The following is a 20,123-nucleotide window of genomic DNA, read 5'->3' as shown; positions in this document are numbered from 1 at the left end:
GTCGCTGTATTCATCATGTGAATCATTGATATTAACATTTAACAACAGATAGTACCGTAAATTAACACTCGCTGTATGAAGAGGACTTGATATGAGAGCAGGCATAATTGCCGATGATTTTACCGGCGCGACGGATATCGCCAGTTTTCTGGCCAATAACGGAATAGCGACCAGCCTGTTTAGCGGCGTCCCAGGAGAAGATTACCTGGGTGATGCTCGCGCATTAGTCGTGAGTCTGAAATCACGTTCTGTTCCAGCCAAAGAATCTGTGACACTGTCACTGAATGCGCTGCACTGGTTGCAACAACAGGGGTGCGATCGTTTTTATTTTAAGTACTGCTCCACCTTCGATAGCACGATCGCGGGGAATATCGGTCCGGTCACCGATGCCTTAATGGATGCGCTGGGCGTCGCAACCACGGTGATCTCTCCGGCTTTGCCCATTAACGGTCGTACGGTGTATCAGGGACATTTATTCGTTGAAGATCGCCTGCTCCAGGAATCCGGTATGCGCAATCATCCGGTCAATCCCATGGATGACAGCGATCTGCGACGTTTAATGGAACGTCAGTCACGCGGAACATGCGCCCTTATCAATGCTCAGATGCTGGAGTCCGGCGAGGCGGCCGTGCGCGACGGCATCCAAACCCTATCCGCCGCGGGCTATCGCTATATCGCACTGGACGCATTAAACGATAAACATCTGCAAATTCAGGGACAAGCGCTGCACGATATGAAGCTGGTTACCGGGGGATCCGGCTTAGCCGCCGGTCTCGCGCGCTGCTGGGCCAACGCCACGGCGCCTTCCCTTCCCTTTAGCGTCACCACGCCAGCGGCCAGCACGGTAGTATTATCCGGCTCCTGTTCTATGAGAACTCAGGCGCAGGTGGAAAAATACCGCCAACTGGCGCCATCGCTGGCCGTAGACGTGGCAGGTTTGCTGGATAAACGTTGGACGCTTGATGAGTACTGCGTCCAGATCGTTGAATGGCTGAAAAAGCAGTCCAACGCGGACATGGCGCCTATGATTTATGCCACCACTTCGGTCGCCGAACTGCACAACATCCAGCAACGCTATGGCGCCGAGCCAAGCCGGTTGATTGTTGAGGCGCTGTTTTCTCTGTTGGCAAAACAACTTGTGCAGCAAGGCGTCAGCCGGTTCATCGTCGCTGGTGGAGAAACCTCCGGCGCGGTAACGCAAGCGCTGGAGCTTCGCCATTTCGCTATTGGCGCCGCGGTCTCACCCGGCGTGCCGTGGATTAAGGCAGATTCCCGACCGCTTTTCTTGCTGCTCAAATCGGGTAATTTTGGCGATGACAATTTCTTTGCTCGCGCGCAGTCCGCGGAGGTTTGCGCATGAACGAGTCATCCTTACGCCAACAGATGGTGGCTATCGCACGCTCTTTCTTTCAACGCGGCTACGCAACCGGTTCGGCGGGCAATCTTTCCGTCCAGCTTGCTGACGGCACGATTCTGGCCACCCCGACAGGCTCCTGTCTTGGCGAGCTTAACGCCGAAGAATTGTCGCACGTGACCCTGAGCGGTGAATTGCTCTCGGGGTTAAAACCCTCAAAAGAGGTGAGTTTTCATCTCGCGCTGTACCGCAACAATCCTCAGTGTCGCGCCGTCGTCCATCTGCATTGCCACTACCTGACGGCTTTATCCTGCCTGCAGGATCTGGATCCGGCTAATACCCTGCCGGCCTGCACGCCGTATGTGGTCATGCGGGTAGGTGAAATACCGCTTGTCCCCTATTTCCGCCCAGGCGATCCGCAGATTGGCCAATGGCTCGGCGAACGCGCCGCGCAGCATAAGGCTTTTTTGCTGGCTAATCATGGTCCGGTGGTGGTGGGTAAATCGCTTCGCGATGCCGCCGACAATCTGGAAGAGATGGAAGCGTCCGCCCGCCTGTTCTTCACGTTGAAAAACAGCCCGGTGAACTATCTCGATCATCAACAAATGACTGTGCTTCGAGGAATGCAATAATGTTGAAACTTGCTGCCAATTTATCGATGTTATTCGGCGAAAATCCGCTTCTGGAGCGCTTCTCCCTGGCGGCTAGTGCCGGTTTTAACGCCGTGGAGATGTGGTTCCCCTATGAATATCCCGTAGCGACCGTCGCCCACGAATTAGAGAAACATCACCTCAAGCTTATCGGCATCAATACTCCGGCAGGCGATACCGCACGCGGCGAATGGGGGTTATCGGCTTTACCCGGCCGTGAACAGGAAGCCCGCAAAGCCATTGATTTAGCTATTCATTATGCTGCAGCTCTGCAGTGCCCGGCGATACACGTTATGGCGGGCGTCACCGAAGGGTTCGACCGGCAGCAATGTGCTAACACGTTTATTGACAACGTACGCTACGCGGCGGATCGAGCCAAACCGCATAACATCACCATTCTGCTTGAAGGTTTATCGCCCGCCACCCGTCCGGGATATTTATTTTCCAGCCAATATCAGGCGATGGAATATATTCACCAGGCGGACCGCGATAATATTCGACTGCAACTTGATATTTTCCACGCCCAGCAGGTCGATGGCAATCTAACTTATTTATTGAAAAACTTTAAAGAGTATATCGGCCATATCCAGATCGCATCTGTACCGGCGCGCCAGGAACCGATTGACGGCGAAGTGGATTATCAATGGATATTCGCCGTACTCGAGCAGGAAAAATATGAGGGTTACGTCGCCGCAGAATATAGTCCACGCGCCGGGACACAAGCCGGACTGCGCTGGGCGCAACCTTGGTTAAATAACTAAAAATCACATAATATCAATGCCTCAGTGAGCGCCGATGCGCGCTCATTTTCTGGAGATAGAACTATGTCAAACCACTCTGCGTTGAGCCTGGAGGCGGTTGCGCCTGCCGTAAATGAAGAGTTAGTGTGGAAGAAAGTCGTCCGCCGCACGCTGCCCTTATTAATGATTTGCTATATTCTGGCTTATCTTGATCGAATCAACGTCAGTATCGCTAAATTGCAAATGTCGAGCGATCTGGCCTTTTCCGATACTGTTTACGGTATCGGCGCGGGAATATTTTTTATCGGCTTTTTCTTTTTTGAAATTCCCAGCAATATGATCCTTCATCGCTTCGGCGCCAGACGTTTACTTGGCGGTTTACTTATTTCCTGGGCGCTCATCGCGCCGCTGACGGCATTCGTGCGCACGCCGCTGGAGTTTTATACCGTGCGCTTCTTTTTAGGCGTGGCGGAATCAGGCTTTTATCCCGGCGTAATTCTGTATCTTTCGTTCTGGTTCCCCAGCTATCGCCGCGGACGGATGTTTGCCCTCTTTGCTACCGCCGTGCCGCTTTCGGGGATCCTCGGCGCTCCGCTTTCTGGCTGGATTATGGGCCATTTTCATGAGTATGGCGGTCTCGCTGGCTGGAAGTGGTTGTACATTATTGAAGGCGCGCCATCACTACTGATTGGCGTACTGGTGATATTTCTGCTTACCGACCGCATTGCTCAGGCGAAATGGCTTTCAGATGACGAAAAAGCGTTGCTCGAGGCGCGACTGCACAGCGATGGCAGCCATAAAACCGAGCAGCATGGTTCAATGCTGGCCGTACTGAAGAATCCGAAGGTCTGGTTACTGACTTTTATCTATTTCTGCCTGATTGCCGGGTTCTATACCGTTAGTTTCTGGATGCCAACGCTGATTCACAACGCCGGTGAAGGCGATGTGCTGAAAGTCGGATTGTTAACCGCTATTCCTTATGCCGCAGCGATAGTCACCATGATTGCCGCTTCGCGTAGCGCCGATAAACACAGAGAACGTCGCTGGCATCTCGCCGCCATCGCCGTCATGAGCGGCCTGGGCATGATTATTGCGGCGTTGTTCAGCCACGATTTGGTGATTGCGATGATCGGCTTAACAATTGGCGCAGCGGGCGGATTGAGCACCCTACCACTCTTCTGGAGCCTGCCGACCGCCTTCCTTGGCGGCGCTTCCGCCGCGGTCGGTATCGCGGTAATCAACTCCTTTGGCAATCTCGCCGGCTTTGTCGCGCCGTGGATCATGGGCCTGCTCACCGATATGACCCATTCGACGCTAACCGGCACCTTAATCATCTCCGCGACGCTGTTTATCGGCGCCGCTGCGATATTCCGCATTCCTGCTCGTATGGTTAACCATTAATAATATTGAGAACATCACCATGAATAATACATTAACGATTGCCGTCACCGGCGCCGCCGGATTTCTTGGCTCCCAACTGGTCAAGGCCCTGCTTCAACGTGGTTCGCTAAGCGGCCCGCAGGGCGAAACGCAAGAAATCGGTAGACTGATCGCTATCGACCGCGTGGCGTTACAGGGGATCGACGATAGCCGTTTACAAGTATTAACCGGCGACATCAGCGATAGCGAATGGTTACGTAGCGCGATTCCCGCTCAGGTCGATAGCGTCTTTCATTTAGCCGCCATCGTTTCAAGCCAGGCGGAACAAGACTTCGAGCTGGGGATGAAAATCAACGTTGATGCCTTCCGCCAACTGCTGGAGCACCTGCGTCAGCTGCCGCAGAGCGTCAAACTGGTGACCACCAGTTCGGTGGCGGTGTTCGGCGGCGACTTGCCGGAAAAAGTGAGCGATTCACAGGTATGGTTGCCGCAGAGTTCTTACGGTACGCAAAAAGCGATTTGCGATCTGTTACTGGCGGATTACAGCCGACGCGGTTGGCTTAATGGCAGAAGTCTACGCATGCCCACCATCGTCGTGCGCCCGGGAAGGCCCAATCAGGCGGCATCGAGTTTTGCCAGCGGTATTATCCGCGAGCCTCTTAATGGAGAACCCGCCGTTTGCCCGGTCCCGGCGGATACTCGTTTATGGCTGTTGTCGCCCCGTAACGCAATTAAAGCTTTAATTCACGGGCATGAACTGGCTGAAGCACAGTTGACGGACGGTCGGGTGATTAATCTCTGCGGGCTGTCGGTCAGCGTCGAACAGATGATCGCGGCGTTACGCCAGGTTGCCGGCAGTGAGGTCGCGCAGCGCATTACCTTCACCCCCGATGCCGCCATTGAACGCATTGTCAATTCATGGCCCGGCGATTTCGACACGCGTTACGCTCAGCGTCTTGGGTTTAGCGCCAACCACAGCTTCAGCGAAATGATCGAAGAGTATATGGCGGATTACCTCAAATAGGTTCGGTACCAGCGGCGCCCGACGGCGCCGCGGCATGTTACCAGGGGAAGTCGTGAACCAGCGAAAGATCCCAGGCGGTGGCCAGTAACGACAGAAACATAATCAGATTAACGGTAGTTTCGATTCGTTTTTCCATGTTGCTTCTCCTGTGTCGCACAGCTAGAGCTTCATCAGATACCGAACATAATCGTCCGCAGGGGTGAATTCATCATACAGTCGGCGTGCAGGATTATCGTGACGGGTGTGCCAGTACAGCCGCGACCATCCCTGAATTTTACCTTCAGCCTGCAGGGTTTGAATCAGCGTTCTCGCGACTCCCCGTCCGCGGGCTTTTGGCGCAACAAACAGGTCTTCCAGATAACAAATTGGCGTCGTCACCCAGGTGCCTTCGTGCAGTACGCAGATAGCAAACCCCAGCACCTCGCCATCAACCACGGCCACCCGGCCGATTACCGGTGAATGCGAATCCCGCAAACGCCGCCAGGTATGTTCGGTAACGCTATCCGGCTGCGGGCTATTATAGAACTGCGTGTACCCCTCCCATAACGCTCGCCAGGCGCTGTAATCCCGGTCGGCAGGTTCACGAATGTCGATATTCATTGATGGGATCTCCGCACGCTAAACGTCATCGTTAAGTCATTATTTTGCTTTCTGAAAATGACTTCAAGCGCCGAGTGCACATTTCATCTTTTTCCTCCCTACTAAGCGATGCAGGTATGGCGTTACTGCAACGGTTTATTGCTAATAACAATCAGAATGTTGTAACTAATGATAAAAATTAACCCGGCAGCATGCCGGGTCATTACAGTGGAGCGTTTAGCACAGCGGTTTTACGGCACTGCGCATGCCATCACGTAAAATAGCCTCCAGATCGGCCGTCACCTGCGCCGTCAGCCCCGGCACCTTCGTCAGATCCTGCTGCCAGTGCGTTTCTACCGACAACACCGACGTTACCAGATCCCGCGTTGCAAGCTGGCCGTCGCGATGCTGCGCCCACAACGACTGGAAGCGTTCGATCCACTCCGCGTCGTCCTGAACCGGGTAGACTTCACCGTTACGTTCGCCGCGGTAGAAGGCGATCAGCGCCGCCAGCGCGAAGGTCAGGCGCGCTGGGAGATTACCGCTCTGCTTCTGCCCTGCCAGCAGCTGCGGCAGGATACGAGTGCGGAATTTAGTCATGCCATTAAGGGCGATAGATAACAGTTGGTGCTTGATATAGGGATTGCGGAAGCGTCCTGTTACCGCGCTGGCGAATGATTCCAGCTCATCGCGCGGCAGATCGAGAACCGGGATAATCTCCTGGTATATCGCTTTTTCGACAAATGCGCAGACTTCCACGTCGTTCATCGCTTCACCAACGGTGTCCAGACCTGCCTGCCAGGCCACCGGCACCAGTGCGGTATGCGCGCCGTTGAGAATCGCGACCTTTCGTTCTTTATACGGTTTGATATCGTCAACAATCAGCACGTTGAGCGGTAATTTATCGAGGCGCAGTTCGGCGGCCAGCGATTTCGGCCCCTGGATCACGAACAGGTAAAAGTGTTCGGCGGTATCAAGAAAGGCGTCGTTATAGCCAAGCTGCGTTTCAATCTGCTCCGCTTCATCGCGCGGATAGCCGGTCACGATGCGGTCCACCAGCGTCGAACAGAAGGTGTTCGCCTCTGCAAGCCAGGCGGCGAAAGCTGCCGGCAGCGCCCATTCACGTGCATAGCGCAGCACCAGTTCACGCAGCGCCTCGCCGTTATAATCAATGAGCTCACAAGGGATGATAACCCAGCCTTTATCAGCAGCGCCGGCAAAATGGCTGAAGCGCTCATATAGCAGCCGCGTCAGTTTCGCCGGATAACTTACCGCGGGCGCATCGTCGAAACGGTCGCCCGCATGGTAACTAATACCGGCCTCCGTGGTGTTGGAGAAGACAAAACGAATGTCCGGATTGTGCGCCAGGCGCAGAAATTCATCGTAATCGTGGTAGGCGCTAATTTCGCGGTTTACCGAACGAATAAGACGCGCATCGCTGACCGCCTCGCCCTTTTCATTCAATCCGCGAATAATCGTGGTATAGAGGCCATCCTGAGTGCTCAGCGACGGCGGGAAATCGCTGGCGATGGGTCGGACGATGACCACGCCAGCATTCAGGTCAGTATGCTCGTTAAGCAGGTCAATCTGCCAGTCAACAAACGCGCGCAGGAAGTTACCTTCGCCAAACTGGATGATACGTTCAGGGTACTGCGCGCCGGGGAAATCACGACGGTTTAAGGTTTTCACAATGGGTTCCCTCTTAGAGTAGTCACACAACCTGAGTAATTGGTCCAATAAGTTATCAGGTTTTATGATTGGCAAAACCCCGTTTTGATCAAACCTCTTCGCTTTATTCTGTCGCCGGGAGGATCTTATAGAACAGCGTGGTGCTCGTCATTTCCCCGTCAGGCATTAAGGCAAACTGCGGAATTTCCCCCGCTTTTTGCCAGCCGCACTGCTGATAGAAGCGTTCCGCTCCGCTGCCGGTAGCGGTATCCAGCACCAGTACCGTTTTCCCGTGCGCCAGTGCAATAGCCTCAAGCTCGCTCATCAGTAACCCGGCGATCCCCTGTCGGCGCGCATTTTGGTGAACCAAAAGCTTGGCGATATCGGCACGGTGCGGCTGGTTTTCCGGTTGGTCGATAATCAACTGGACGGTCCCCACTATCTGCCGTTGTTGGTTTTCTGCCGCCAGCACAATCCGCTCACCGGCGGCGACGCTTTGCGCCATCCGCTGCCAGAATCGCTCGCCGGTATCCGGCGAAAACGGCTGCATAAAACTGACCGAAGCCCCGCCGTTAACGCAGCTGGCGAGGATTTCATTTAATTGCGGAAGATGCTCAAGAATGGATTCACGCGTCAGCGTGCGAAGTGAAATAGGTGTGGCCATGGGTTGCTCCCTGATAATGACCACATCACTATGTTTTTAACTAATATTTAACTCAAGCTAAAAGACCATTGGATTTTCTTATCACACGCCGTCAGGCAGCGCTTGCACGCAAACACGATTGCGCCCGGCCTGCTTGGCGTTGACTAACAGGTCATCCGCTTCCATTAGCAGCTGATTAAACAGCTCGGCGATCCGTCCTTCACCCACTTCACGGCACTGCAGGCCAAGACTCACCGTCAGGCGAATGCGCTGCTGCCCCCAGGTGAAGGTTTCCGACTCGATTCCCTGGCGAATTTTTTCCGCCAGCAGATGGGATTGTTGAGCATTATCGAGCAGCGCCGCGACGGCAAACTCTTCCCCGCCGATACGCGCCACCATCCCCTCTTCGCCTGCCAGTTCACGTACGCGCTGGGCAAACTGGGCCAGCACGCAGTCACCGCATTCATGACCCCAGGTATCATTCACCCGTTTAAAACCGTCGATATCCAGCACCATCACCGAGAGCTGTTTATTCGCCTGCGGCGCCTGACGTTTCAGCGCCTCGCCCAAACCGGAGCGCGAGTAAACGCGGGTCTGAAAATCAAAGTCAGCGCGGAGCGCCAGCTGTTTGACCAGGTTATTGATAGCCTCGACGCTGGTCGCCACGATCACCGGACTAATCAGCATCGCCGCCATACCAAGACGGGTTGAAAACAGCTGCCACGGCTGAGGACGCGCATCCGGCGACAGATGAATAAGCGAGTTCGCCACCAGCAGAATTTCCGTGATACCGGTCATAAATGTCAGCAGGCAGGTCAGCGGCAAGGGATAGCGAATCGCGCACCAGATCAAGGCCGGCAACGGGAAGGTCAGGCTTCCGGCGCCGCCTACCGCCACGCCGAGCGCTATCGATAACACCAGCGCGATAACCGGCAACAGTTGGCTAAAACGAAAGCGCCCAAGTACCGAGGGCAGCGTCAGGGTCAGAATAAACGGCAAGATGAGTACCGCGGTCGAGAACTGCTCGCTAAACCAGTCCGCCAGTTGCGGAATAAAAGTCGCCCGTTCAACATCAACCGAGCCCAAGGCGCCTACCGCGGCGCACACCAGCGCCGCCAGCAGGCAATAACAAAAGAGATTCAGAGCGTTAATTGGCCCCGGCATCGAATCGGCGCGCCGCTTATCCCACAGCACCAGTTGCGCCAGAATAACGATAAAGACGATATTGGAGAAGTTAATCAGCAGCGACGCAAAACCCATGCCCCAGCGGGAAGTCAGGCCGTCATAAACCAGCATCGCGGCAAAACAAATAGCGTAAAAATAGCTGCGATTTAGCCAGACGTAGCGTGCGAAAATACCTGCCATGACGGCATTGAGCGGCCAAAAGAACGAAAGCTCCTGCACCAGACGCAGCATGGCGCCCATAAAGTGCAGCAGGATCGTCAGCGTGAATAACACCAGCGCATCGCGCACCGGTTGATCCTCGCGAAATAGCGTGAATGACCGAATCGACAGTGAAGACATTCAGTAATTATCCGTCTAATTGTTTCAGGCAATTATTATGTAAATAATTAGTTAGCGGATTATCATAGCATGAGAATATTTGTTAGGCATACTGCCCATGCCTTCGCGTTACAGGTTAACGGCGGGTAATCGCATTCATTTCCATGACCAGCCAATGGTGAATCACCTGGACGACGTAACGCTGCTCCTCGCCGCTCAGTTCCCGTCCGCGCGGGATCGCATGCCATTTTTCCAGACAGCCGCGGCAGCAGGTGGCCGTGGCGTGCTGAGCGATAAACACCGGGTGCCCGCGCATCGGCGTCTGCTTACCATCATTAGCGATCTGCGCCGGAGCCAGCCGTTTGGCGATAAAATCCGCCGCGTGGCTGTCGATAACCTCCGGCCCTTTATCATAACAATACTGCCGCTCTTTCGCCCCAAGGTGGAAGCGTGAACGGAACGTTGAACGCCCAAGCCGGGCGAACAGAGTTTCCATTGCAGACATCAGAACACCGATCTTCCTAAACGTTGGGTGAGTTTTTCCAGTAAAGCGATCCCCGCCAGCGAGTTACCGGCCTCATCAAGTTCCGGACTCCACACCGCAATCGCCATCTCCTGCGGCACAATCGCCACAATGCCGCCGCCGACGCCGGATTTTGCCGGCAGCCCGACGCGCCAGGCGAACTCGCCGGCGTTCTGGTACATACCGCTGGTCATCATCAGCGCGTTTACCTGCCGCGACTGTATCGGCGCGATAACCGGATCCGCCAGATGCGGGGCAATCCCCCGATCGGCGAGGAACAGGAAGGTCCGCGCCAGCTCGACGCAGCTCATCTCCAGCGAGCAGTAGTGGAAATAGTTTTGGAGCACCGTGGCGACATCGTTATGGAAATTGCCGAAAGATTTCATCAGCCAGGCGATGGCGGCATTACGTGCAGAGTGTTCGAACTCGGATCGCGCGACCACCGAATCATAGGCAATATCGTCCACCCCGCTCAGCCGACGCACGATCTCCAGCATTCTCTGACGCGGCGCGCTCAGACGGCTTTGCAGCATGTCGCAAACCACCAACGCTCCGGCGTTGATAAAGGGGTTACGCGGTTTGCCCTGTTCTATCTCCAGCTGCAGTAAGGAGTTAAAGGGCTGTCCGGAGGGATCTTTACCGACGCGTTGCCAGATCTCCTCTTCCTGATAATGGTTCATCGCCACCACCAGACTGAGCACCTTCGAGATAGACTGAATTGAGAAGCGTTCGTGGGCATCGCCGGCGCTATAGTGCTGACCGTCGACCGTACAGATAGCGACGCCAAGTTTATTGCCGCTAACGCGCGCCAGGGCTGGAATGTAGTCCGCTACCTTGCCGCGCCCAATCAGCGGCCTGATTTCTGCCAGAACGGCATCCAGCATTGCATTATTAATAACCGTCGCCACACTCGGCTCCTTGCCCACCATCGAAATTCGGGTGGCGAGTATAGCAGAGCGCGACGACGGACGTCAGGCGCTAACGTCGATTAGCGACGGTCTTTCCATACGGTTTGAATATTGCAGAACTCATGCAAGCCAAAATGCGACAGTTCCCGACCAAAGCCGCTTTTCTTCACACCGCCGAAAGCCACGCGGGCATCGCTGGCGCTATAGCCATTGATAAATACCCCGCCACACTCCAGACCACGAGAAAAACGTTCCGCTTCCGCGCTGCTTGACGTAAATACGGTTGCGGAAAGGCCAAACTCGCTATCGTTAGCCAGTTCAAGCGCATGCGCCGCGTCGCGGGCTTCGCTGATGGTAGCCACCGGTCCGAAAAGCTCCTGACGAAAACCGGTCATCTCGGGGGTAACGTTGGCCAGCACCGTTGGCGCGTAATAGTTACCGGCGCCGGCGATTTTCTCGCCGCCAAGCAGCAGCGTTGCCCCTTCTTTCAGCGTGGCTTCCACCTGTTGATGCAGTTCATCGCGCAGATCGAAACGCGCCATCGGACCGATATAATTTTGCTCGTCGCGCGGGTCGCCCATTTTCAACGCCGCCACCGCGGCCACAAATTTTTTGCTAAAAGCGTCGGCAATACCCGCTTCCACAATAAAGCGTTTCGACGCCGCGCAGACCTGTCCGCTATTCTGATAACGGCCGATGACGGCGGCTTTTACCGCTTCGTCCAGATCGGCATCGTTGAGCACGATAAAGGGATCGGAACCACCAAGCTCCAGCACGCATTTTTTCAACGCTGCGCCGGCCTGAGCGCCGATTGCCCGCCCGGCGCGTACGCTACCGGTCACCGTGACCGCCGCGATACGGTCGTCATTGATAATTTGCGAGACGCCCTCGTTCGTGGCGTTGATCCAGCCAAAAACGCCAGCCGGCAGTCCCGCTTCGGCAAACAGTTCGCCCAGCAGCTGCGCGCTGCCCATCACATTTGGCGCATGCTTCAGCAGATAACTATTCCCTGCCAGCAAAATCGGTACCGCGCCGCGCAGAACCTGCCAGACCGGGAAATTCCACGGCATCACCGCCAGAATCGGCCCCAGCGGACGATATTCAATCACCGCCTTATTATCTTCTACCTGGGTGGCTTCGGTCGCCAGCATCGCCGGGCCATGCTCGGCATACCAGTCGCAGAGATTGGCCGATTTACTCACTTCGCCGCGCGCCTGGGCGATAGGCTTACCCATTTCAAGGCTGATCATTTGCGCCAGCTCTTCGCCACGGGCGCGCATTGCGCTGCCGACTTTACGCAGCGCGGCGGCGCGGTCGGCGACCGCTACGTGGCGCCACTGGCGAAAAGCCTGTTGCGCCTGGGCAATGGCTGAATCCACTTGTTGTTCGGTCGACCATGGCAGAGACGACACGACTTCACCAGTGGTCGGGTTAACGGAAACCGCATGGGTGGCAGATAAATTCATGGTTATTCTCTCTGTAGGGATTGCGAAGTATGGATAGTGTGGCCTACCCTTCCTTTCATTGAAAATGAATAATATTAAGCAACGTATTCACAAAAGAAGAACAGTATGGACTTAACCCAGCTTGAAATGTTTAACGCCGTCGCCAGCACCGGCAGTATTACCCAGGCCGCGCAGAAGGTGCACCGCGTCCCGTCGAATCTGACCACCCGCATTCGCCAACTGGAGGCCGACCTCGGCGTCGAGCTATTTATTCGCGAGAACCAGCGGCTGCGTCTGTCGCCCGCCGGGCACAGTTTTTTACGCTACAGCCAGCAAATCCTGGCGTTAGTCGATGAAGCGCGGATGGTGGTGGCCGGCGATGAACCGCAGGGGCTGTTTTCCCTCGGATCATTGGAAAGCACCGCCGCGGTACGTATCCCCACGACGCTGGCTCATTTCAACCAACGCTATCCGAAGATCCACCTGGCATTATCCACCGGCCCGTCCGGCACCATGATTGACGGCGTGCTGGAAGGCGCGCTGAGCGCGGCGTTCGTTGACGGTCCGCTGGTTCACCCCGGTCTGGAGGGGCTGCCGGTGTTCCCGGAAGAGATGATGATCGTCGCCCCCTTTGGCCATGCGCCGGTGACGCGCGCCAGCGAGGTTAACGGCGCGAACGTTTACGCATTTCGCGCCAACTGCTCTTACCGCCGCCATTTTGAGAGCTGGTTTCACGCCGACCGCGCGACGCCCGGAAGGATCCATGAGATGGAGTCCTACCACGGTATGTTAGCCTGCGTGATTGCCGGCGCCGGGCTGGCGCTGATCCCGCGCAGTATGCTGGAGAGTATGCCCGGCCATCAGCAGGTTTCCGCCTGGCCGCTCGCCGAAGAGTGGCGCTGGCTGACGACCTGGCTTGTATGGCGGCGCGGCGCGAAAACGCGCCAGCTGGAGGCATTTATTGAATTGCTGAACGAGGACCGGCAGGCTGCAAGCGCGACATGATGGCGGACGTTAATCGGCGATAATCAGCCGCGGCGATAGCTCCAGGAGCGCCTCGCGGGTTTCCGTCGGCAAATGCGCGTCGGTGATAATGTCCGTGAGCGAGTCGAGGTGCGCGATATTGAACAGTGACCAGGCGCCGTATTTCGAACTGTCGGCCAGCAGGATCCGCCGCCTGGCGTTGGCAATCAGATCGCGTTTCAGCGCCGCCTTCTCTTCCGTCGGCGCGGTAATGCCCTTTTGCAAATCCCAACCGTTACAGCTGACGAACGCCAGATCCGGCCACACATTCTGCAGCAGGCGTCGCCCATGTTCGCCAATACACGACTGGCTGCTGTCATCAATGCGCCCGCCGATAATCGTCACTTCAATCTGTTTGAATTCGGCCAGAAACAGCGCGATATGCAGATCGCTGGTGATGACCCGCAGCGGCAGATGCGTAATCTGTCGCGCCAGTTCAATCATGGTGGTACCGGCGTCCAGCACAATGGCATCGCCGGCCTTGATAAGCGACGCCGCCGCTTTCGCGATGGCGTACTTCTCCTGCGGACTACGCTGCGCTTTTTCCAGCGTCGTCGGCTGTGTGGGAATAAATCGGTTGAGCGTCACGCCGCCGTGGGTACGGCTAATTACCCCTTCCTGATCGAGTTTAATCAGATCGCGACGAATGGTCGCCGGCGAGGCGTTGGTTACCGCAACCAGTTGGTCGACCGTTACCAGATTATGGCTTTTCAGGAAGTCCATAATCTGCTCTAACCGATTATATCCCTTCATGTTATTCCTGTGCGATTTGCATGGCGAGCTCAATGGAGGTTGCCATGCTCTCAGACTTCGCTTTACCTGTCCAGGCAATATCAAAAGCGGTGCCGTGGTCCGCGGAGGTGCGGATAAACGGCAGCCCGGCGGTGATATTCACCCCATCATAGAACCCGAGCAGCTTGAGCGGAATATGCCCCTGATCGTGATACATCGCCACCACCATATCGTACATGCCTTCATGGCACTGCATAAAAACGGTGTCCGGCGGGCACGGTCCGAAGACATGAACGCCCTGTGCCTTCATCGCCGCGACGGCCGGGGCGACGATACGAATTTCCTCATCGCCAAACAGACCGTTTTCACCGGCATGGGGATTCACCCCAGCGACCGCGATACGCGGCTGCTGGTAACCCACGCGGCGTAAAAAATCATCGGCGACGCGGATAACCGTCTCTACCCGTGACTGGCTTAGGGTATCGAGGAAACGTCGCAGCGCGATATGGGTGGTGACGTGGATCACCTTAAGCTTATCGGTGTACAGCACCATGGCATAATCTTTAGTCTGGGTCAGGTGGGCCAGCAGTTCGGTGTGTCCCGGAAAATGGTGCCCGGCCAGATGTAGCGCTTCTTTATTTAACGGCGCGGTGGCGATAGCTTTAACTTCGCCCGCCAGCGCCAGCGCGGTGGCGCGCTTGATGCAGCGATACGCCAAATCCCCGGCCTGGGCCTGAACTTCACCGGGCCGCAGGGCCTGAGGGTCGCTTAACGGTTCATCAATCACGTTAATCGTCGCGGGTGAAAACTGCGCTTCTCTCGGGTGTTCAATAATCCGCAACTCCGCGCGCGGGGTAATGTTCAGCGCCAGGATTCGCCGCAGCGTCTGCGCGCAGCCCACCACCACCACCGGCGCGCCGCTCAGTTCGCCTTCGCTCAGCGATTTAATAATAATTTCCGGACCAATGCCCGCCGGGTCGCCCATCGTTACCGCAATCATGTTAGACACTCAGTTTCTCCTCAATAAAATTCACGACATCCCGCAGCGTGGTCTCCGTACCGAATCCCCCTGCTTTGGTCATCACCGGACGCGGCCAGCGACTTCCGAGAAAATGGCCGTACGGCACGCATTGCGCCACCCGGCCGGTTATATGAAACCCCTGCGCGCCGAGCGCCTGAGCGACGGCGATCGCGACATCGCCACCGGACAGATAGAGCGCCCCGGGCGCATGGAACTCAACGGCGAGTTGAGTGACCTGCGCGAGATAAGCGCAGATCCGTTCTCCCAGCGCAGCGCGGCTCAAGCCGCGTTCATGGCACAGCGCCTCAATGCCGTGCCGGACAGCGCTGTCCGCGCAGGTGGTGACCACGCAATGATGATTTGCCGCCAGCGCCGCGGCGATTCGCCGGGCATCGGCCAGGGCGTCGCCGTTAAAGGCGCGGGCGGCATCAATCCCGATCCGCGCGACTCGCGGATGGCCGGCCAAAGCGGCGACCTGAGCCTGCGCTATTTCGCTCATGGAACCGACCACCGCCAGCAACGGTCCGGTCGTGGCCCGGCGCAGGTAGCGCGCCAGCGCCTCGCAGATCCCCGCAGATCCCACCAGCAGCGTTTGCCGCGCGCGGCTGGCTACCGCGGCGATAACCTCATCCAGCTGCGCGTCTTCTTCAGCATCAATAATCAACACACGCGGTTGGTCGCTCTCTTCCGCGAGGGCGGCTGCCAGTTGCTGCACATCCAGCGAACGGCACGGCAGGCGGCTCTGCATGGCGAGCAATTGCCCAATATCGGCGCTACTGACCGGCGTTTTGGGATCGCTGGCGAATTCGGTTTTATCGAGCACCACGCCGTGGACATAACATCGTCCGCCGCGGGTTATGCGCCCTGCCGCCGGAAAGGCCGGCGCGACAACTGCGACAGAACAGCTCCGCGCACGCATCATTGCCTCCAGTTCCGCGCCGGGATTGCCGCGCAGGGTGGAGTCGATTTTCTTCACCTGCCAGACGGCGGCGAAATTTTCCGCATCACGGAGTATCGCGTTTACTTTCTCTGCTGCCTGCGCCGCGGAAAGCGCCCGACTATCGCTATTGAGAACCAACGCCCGGGTGGTCGGCTGATGACCGGCGTTAAACGCCACCTCAACCGCTAAACCCGCTTCCGCCAGACTGACACCGGCATCATTGGCCCCGGTAAAGTCATCTGCCAGCACCAGAACAGGATTATCGCCGCAGCTCATTCTCTTTCCTTCATCGCTTATCCGAATCGTTAATGATTATATTCAATCATATTTGATTAAATGTGAGCAAGCTCAAGTTATTAAACCTCCGTATAAATTATAACTTTTGCTCATCGAAATGAGTTAACACTAAGTTGATTGATTGAATTTAATCATTACAAAAGAGGAGTAAGACGTGGCGACGATTAACAGCACGATTATCAGCGGCGCGGGCGCCATCTCAGCCCTGAAGCCAGTGCTGGCAGGTAAAAAAAGCATTTTGCTGGTCACCGATGCGAACGTCGGTAAGCTCGAAGCGACCAAACGGATCCAACATCTGCTGGGCGGGAATACCGTTGATGTGAGGATCGTGGATTCCGTCCCGGCAGAGCCCAGCCAACATGATGTGGCGCAGATTGTTGCCCAACTCGCGGGAGCGCAGCCGGAGATGGTCGTCGGTATCGGCGGCGGCAGCGTTCTCGACGTGGCTAAGCTGCTCTCGGTACTACTTCATCCCGCATCCCCTGCGCTGAACGCGCTGATCGACGGCGAGAAACCGCGCCTGCGTCTGGCATCGCTGCTGATACCCGCCACCGCCGGCACCGGCTCGGAAGCGACGCCAAACGCCATCCTGGCTATTCCCGAACGTAATACCAAAGTGGGGATTATCTCCCCGGTACTGCTGCCGGATTTCGTGGCCCTGTTGCCGGAACTGACCACCAGCATGCCTGCGGCCATTGCCGCCTCCACCGGCATCGATGCGCTGTGTCATCTTCTGGAGTGCTTTACTTCAACCGTCGCGAACCCGGTAAGCGATAACGCCGCCTTAATCGGCCTGTATAAGCTGGTACGGAATATTGAGCGTTCCGTGACCGACCCGCAGGATCTCACGGCGAAACTGGAGATGCTGTGGGCCTCGTACTATGGCGGCGTGGCTATCAATCATGCCGGCACGCATCTGGTGCACGCGCTCTCCTACCCGCTTGGCGGCACCTGGCATCTGCCGCACGGCGTCGCGAACGCCATTCTGCTGGCCCCCTGTATGCAGGTCGTGCGCCCGTACGCGGTGGATAAATTCGCTCAGGTCTGGGATCTGATCCCGGACGCCGATCTGACCTTGAATAACGAACAGAAATCTCATGCGCTGGTCCGCTGGCTGGCACAGCTGGTGAAACGGCTGGCGCTGCCGGACAACCTCGCCGCGCTGGGCGTACCACCAGAGAGTATTGAAACGCTAAGCGCCGCGGCACTGGAAGTAAAACGATTAATGAACAATGCCCCATGCAGCGTAAGCCAGGCTCAAGTCCAGGCGATTTACCAGACGCTGTTTCCACAGTCATGTCATCAGGGAGAAGAGAGATAAATGCATCATTCCATTCGCGGCGTGTTAACCGCCATTGTTACCCCCTTTACCGCTAGCGGTGAACTGAACCTGACGGCGCTACGCCAGCAGGTAGAGCGACAGCTGGCCGCCGGTAACGGCATTTTTTGCGGCGGAACCAACGGCGAGTTTTTCGTCCTTAATGAGGCGGAAAAAATTGCGGTTGCCGAAACCTGCGTCGAGGCGGTTGCCGGACGCGCGCCGGTGGTGGCCCATATTGGCGAAGTGTCGACGCGGGAAACCATTCGTCTTGGCCAGCAGATAGCAAGATCAGGCGTCGACGCGGTGTCCGTCATCACCCCGTGGTTCGTGCCGCTTAAACAAGATGAGCTGGTAAGCCACTACATGGCGATCGCCGATGCGCTCAGCGTACCGGTATTTCTCTATAACATCCCGGCGCGTACCGGGAACACCATTGAACCGCAAACCGCTCGTCGGCTGGCTGCGCATGGCAACATTATTGGCATAAAAGATAGCGCAGGTAGCTATGACAGCCTGAAGGGCTTTCTTGATGCGGTGCGCGACATCGACGGTTTTAATGTCCTGAACGGGCCGGATTCGCTGATTCATCAGGGTTTCGTGGATGGTTGTTCAGCGTGCATTTCCGGGCTGGCTAACGTGGCGCCACGGGAGATTAACGCGATTTGGTCAACCTTCCAGGCTGGCGATATTGCGGCCTCAAGGCTGGCGCAGGAAAACGTCACCGGCCTGCGTACCGATCTCTATAAAGTCGCCTTTTCCCCTGCCGCGGTGAAAAAAGCCTTGCAGCTGATGGGCCATGAAGTCGGCGATAGCCGCTACGCGGTGCAGTTTAGCGCATCTCAACTGCAGCAAATACGCGGGATCATCGCGCAGTATCTTAATTAAGCGCTGCGCTTCTTCAACAAAATAGACCGGGTACCTGTGTACCCAGGATTCGTACGCCCAAAGAGAGGCTAAGATGAATCATTTTACCACTGAAGATACCTTTATTATTGTCGGCATTGTCATCGCCTATATCTTATTTACCACCTGGCTGACGTTCCGTATCAGAAGTAAAAATTCCGGGGATTTTATGGAGGGCTCGCGCACGATGCCTGCCTTTATCGTCGGTATCCTGCTGATGTCGGAATATATCGGCGCCAAGTCGACTATCGGTACCGCACAGGCCGCATTTGAGAGCGGGATTGCCGCCTCGTGGTCGGTGCTGGGCGCCGCCATTGGCTTTCCGTTGTTTGGCCTGATACTGGTTAAGCGGATTTATAATACCGGCAAAATTACTATTTCCGGGGCGATTGCCGAGCGATACGGCACCAGTACCAAGAATATTATTTCCATCATTATGATTTACGCCCTGTTGCTGGTGAACGTCGGTAACTACGTCAGCGGCGCGGCGGCAATTTCCACGGTATTAAAGATCAATTTACCCCTCGCGGCGTTTATTACCGCCATTGTTAGTACTTTCTATTTTGCCTTCGGCGGTATGAAAGGCGTAGCCTGGGTCACCATGCTGCACAGCGCATTAAAATATGCCGGTCTACTCATTATTATGGGCTTCGCGCTGGCAAAAACCGGCGGTTTCACGCCGATGATTGAGAAGATGTCGGATTACTACTGGACCTGGGATGGTGATTTTGGCGCCGGCACCATCTGCGCCTGGCTTATTGGCACTATCGGCTCCATCTTCTGTACCCAGTTTGTCATTCAGGCGATCAGTTCGACCAAAAACGTAAAATCGGCGAAACGCTCTACCTGGATTGCTTTTTTCTTCTGCCTGCCTATTGCCTTCGCGATCGCCATTATCGGCGTGGCGGCGAAGTTTCTGCACCCGGAAATCAACAGCCTGTACGCTCTACCGGTGTTCCTGCAGGATATGAACCCGTGGCTTGCCGGATTAGTGACAACGTCACTTGTGGCTTCTATTTTCGTTAGCGTCAGCACCGTTGCCCTGGCGATTGCCTCTCTGGTGGTAAAAGATTTTTACGTGCCGTGGCGCAATCCAACGCCGGAGCAGGAGTTTAAGGCCACCCGCTGGGCCTCGCTGATCATCGGTTTTCTGCCGCTTATTTTTGTGCTGCTGGTACCGGAAGTGCTGAAGCTCTCCTTCTTTACCCGCGCCATCAGACTCTCTATCACCGTGGTCGCGGTCATCGCCTTCTATGCGCCGTTCTTTAAGAGCGCCCGCGGCGCGAACGCTGGCCTCATCGGCGCCTGCGTGGTGACTTCGGCGTGGTATTTGCTCGGCGATCCGTTCGGCATCAATAACATGTACATCGCGCTGATCACCCCGGCCCTGATTATGGCGATCGACCGCCTAATCCCCAATAAAGCGCAACAATCATCCCCGGCCCCCATTGAACAACGTGGAGTGTAAA

19 protein-coding genes are annotated in these 20,123 nt (G+C 56.2%); 9 read left to right on the top strand and 10 right to left on the bottom strand.

The genetic code is table 11. The features are described from left to right. Nucleotides 1-91: 91 nt before the first annotated feature. From otnK to denD, 5 genes are all read left to right on the top strand, one after another. On the top strand, nucleotides 92-1,360 hold the full coding sequence (gene otnK, locus PGR09_RS05565; protein ID WP_213797256.1) for a 3-oxo-tetronate kinase: 1,269 nt from the start codon (nucleotides 92-94) through the stop codon (nucleotides 1,358-1,360). Then, entirely contained in the window at nucleotides 1,357-1,986 is a 630-nt protein-coding gene (locus PGR09_RS05560; protein WP_045394494.1) for an aldolase, read from the top strand. Before otnK ends, PGR09_RS05560 begins: the two co-directional genes overlap by 4 nt. Continuing rightward, nucleotides 1,986-2,765 (top strand): 2-oxo-tetronate isomerase, encoded by a 780-nt coding sequence (gene otnI, locus PGR09_RS05555; protein ID WP_047048168.1) that lies wholly within the window; start codon nucleotides 1,986-1,988, stop codon nucleotides 2,763-2,765. The genes PGR09_RS05560 and otnI overlap by 1 nt, the downstream gene beginning before the upstream one ends. Before the next feature lie 63 nt (nucleotides 2,766-2,828). Then, the gene (locus PGR09_RS05550; RefSeq protein WP_213292576.1) at nucleotides 2,829-4,145 is read left to right on the top strand and encodes an MFS transporter; all 1,317 of its coding nucleotides are present in this window, start codon (nucleotides 2,829-2,831) and stop codon (nucleotides 4,143-4,145) included. A gap of 19 nt (nucleotides 4,146-4,164) precedes the next feature. Further along, nucleotides 4,165-5,148: a D-erythronate dehydrogenase gene (denD, locus tag PGR09_RS05545; RefSeq protein ID WP_047079223.1), complete on the top strand. Its 984-nt coding sequence runs from the start codon at nucleotides 4,165-4,167 to the stop codon at nucleotides 5,146-5,148. 159 nt (nucleotides 5,149-5,307) lie between these two features. Here denD and PGR09_RS05540 read toward each other — a convergent pair whose 3' ends face one another. From PGR09_RS05540 to sad, 7 genes are all read right to left on the bottom strand, one after another. Then, a complete protein-coding gene (locus PGR09_RS05540) occupies nucleotides 5,308-5,748 on the bottom strand; it encodes a GNAT family N-acetyltransferase (RefSeq protein WP_430915876.1) in 441 nt (146 codons plus the stop codon). 216 nt (nucleotides 5,749-5,964) lie between these two features. Continuing rightward, on the bottom strand, nucleotides 5,965-7,416 hold the full coding sequence (locus tag PGR09_RS05535) for a tagaturonate reductase (protein ID WP_430915875.1): 1,452 nt from the start codon (nucleotides 7,414-7,416) through the stop codon (nucleotides 5,965-5,967). Between the two features lie 103 nt (nucleotides 7,417-7,519). Next, complete coding sequence (locus tag PGR09_RS05530) at nucleotides 7,520-8,059, bottom strand: GNAT family N-acetyltransferase (RefSeq protein WP_047048155.1); 540 nt, start codon at nucleotides 8,057-8,059, stop codon at nucleotides 7,520-7,522. An 81-nt stretch (nucleotides 8,060-8,140) separates the two neighbouring features. Next, on the bottom strand, nucleotides 8,141-9,562 hold the full coding sequence (locus PGR09_RS05525; RefSeq protein ID WP_045394513.1) for a GGDEF domain-containing protein: 1,422 nt from the start codon (nucleotides 9,560-9,562) through the stop codon (nucleotides 8,141-8,143). A gap of 115 nt (nucleotides 9,563-9,677) precedes the next feature. Beyond that, nucleotides 9,678-10,046, bottom strand: a complete 369-nt coding sequence (locus PGR09_RS05520) for a DUF4186 domain-containing protein (protein WP_047050917.1) — start codon at nucleotides 10,044-10,046, stop codon at nucleotides 9,678-9,680. Next, nucleotides 10,046-10,972, bottom strand: coding sequence for a glutaminase B (glsB, locus tag PGR09_RS05515; protein ID WP_015366717.1), 927 nt, complete (start codon nucleotides 10,970-10,972; stop codon nucleotides 10,046-10,048). The genes PGR09_RS05520 and glsB overlap by 1 nt, the downstream gene beginning before the upstream one ends. An 80-nt stretch (nucleotides 10,973-11,052) precedes the next feature. Further along, the gene (sad, locus tag PGR09_RS05510; RefSeq protein ID WP_047079227.1) at nucleotides 11,053-12,438 is read right to left on the bottom strand and encodes a succinate-semialdehyde dehydrogenase; all 1,386 of its coding nucleotides are present in this window, start codon (nucleotides 12,436-12,438) and stop codon (nucleotides 11,053-11,055) included. 105 nt (nucleotides 12,439-12,543) lie between these two features. On the opposite strand from sad, the gene ptrR reads away from it, so the two are divergent. Continuing rightward, nucleotides 12,544-13,422: a putrescine utilization regulator PtrR gene (gene ptrR / locus PGR09_RS05505; protein ID WP_047079228.1), complete on the top strand. Its 879-nt coding sequence runs from the start codon at nucleotides 12,544-12,546 to the stop codon at nucleotides 13,420-13,422. A gap of 9 nt (nucleotides 13,423-13,431) precedes the next feature. Here the strand turns inward: ptrR and PGR09_RS05500 are convergent, their stop codons facing one another. The 3 genes from PGR09_RS05500 to dtnK are packed head-to-tail and all read right to left on the bottom strand — an operon-like array spanning nucleotide 13,432 to nucleotide 16,409. After that, complete coding sequence (locus PGR09_RS05500) at nucleotides 13,432-14,193, bottom strand: DeoR/GlpR family DNA-binding transcription regulator (protein WP_047050919.1); 762 nt, start codon at nucleotides 14,191-14,193, stop codon at nucleotides 13,432-13,434. A gap of 1 nt (nucleotide 14,194) precedes the next feature. After that, nucleotides 14,195-15,181, bottom strand: coding sequence for a D-threonate 4-phosphate dehydrogenase (locus tag PGR09_RS05495; RefSeq protein ID WP_047067417.1), 987 nt, complete (start codon nucleotides 15,179-15,181; stop codon nucleotides 14,195-14,197). Then, entirely contained in the window at nucleotides 15,174-16,409 is a 1,236-nt protein-coding gene (gene dtnK / locus PGR09_RS05490) for a D-threonate kinase (RefSeq protein WP_430915874.1), read from the bottom strand. The genes PGR09_RS05495 and dtnK overlap by 8 nt, the downstream gene beginning before the upstream one ends. A gap of 175 nt (nucleotides 16,410-16,584) precedes the next feature. On the opposite strand from dtnK, the gene PGR09_RS05485 reads away from it, so the two are divergent. The 3 genes from PGR09_RS05485 to PGR09_RS05475 all read left to right on the top strand — a co-directional run bounded on the left by PGR09_RS05485 (nucleotide 16,585) and on the right by PGR09_RS05475 (nucleotide 20,122). Further along, nucleotides 16,585-17,751, top strand: coding sequence for an iron-containing alcohol dehydrogenase (locus PGR09_RS05485; RefSeq protein WP_380376767.1), 1,167 nt, complete (start codon nucleotides 16,585-16,587; stop codon nucleotides 17,749-17,751). Next, nucleotides 17,752-18,636, top strand: a complete 885-nt coding sequence (locus PGR09_RS05480) for a dihydrodipicolinate synthase family protein (RefSeq protein ID WP_396279722.1) — start codon at nucleotides 17,752-17,754, stop codon at nucleotides 18,634-18,636. Nucleotides 18,637-18,709: 73 nt separating this feature from the next. Beyond that, a complete protein-coding gene (locus PGR09_RS05475) occupies nucleotides 18,710-20,122 on the top strand; it encodes a sodium:solute symporter family protein (protein ID WP_430915873.1) in 1,413 nt (470 codons plus the stop codon). The last annotated feature ends 1 nt before the right edge of the window (nucleotide 20,123 follow it).

The sequence above is a fragment of the Klebsiella sp. 141251 genome, from assembly GCF_050600725.1.
In the GTDB taxonomy this organism is placed as follows: Bacteria; Pseudomonadota; Gammaproteobacteria; order Enterobacterales; family Enterobacteriaceae; genus Klebsiella; species Klebsiella aerogenes.
This window is presented reverse-complemented; position numbering and strand designations above follow the sequence as displayed.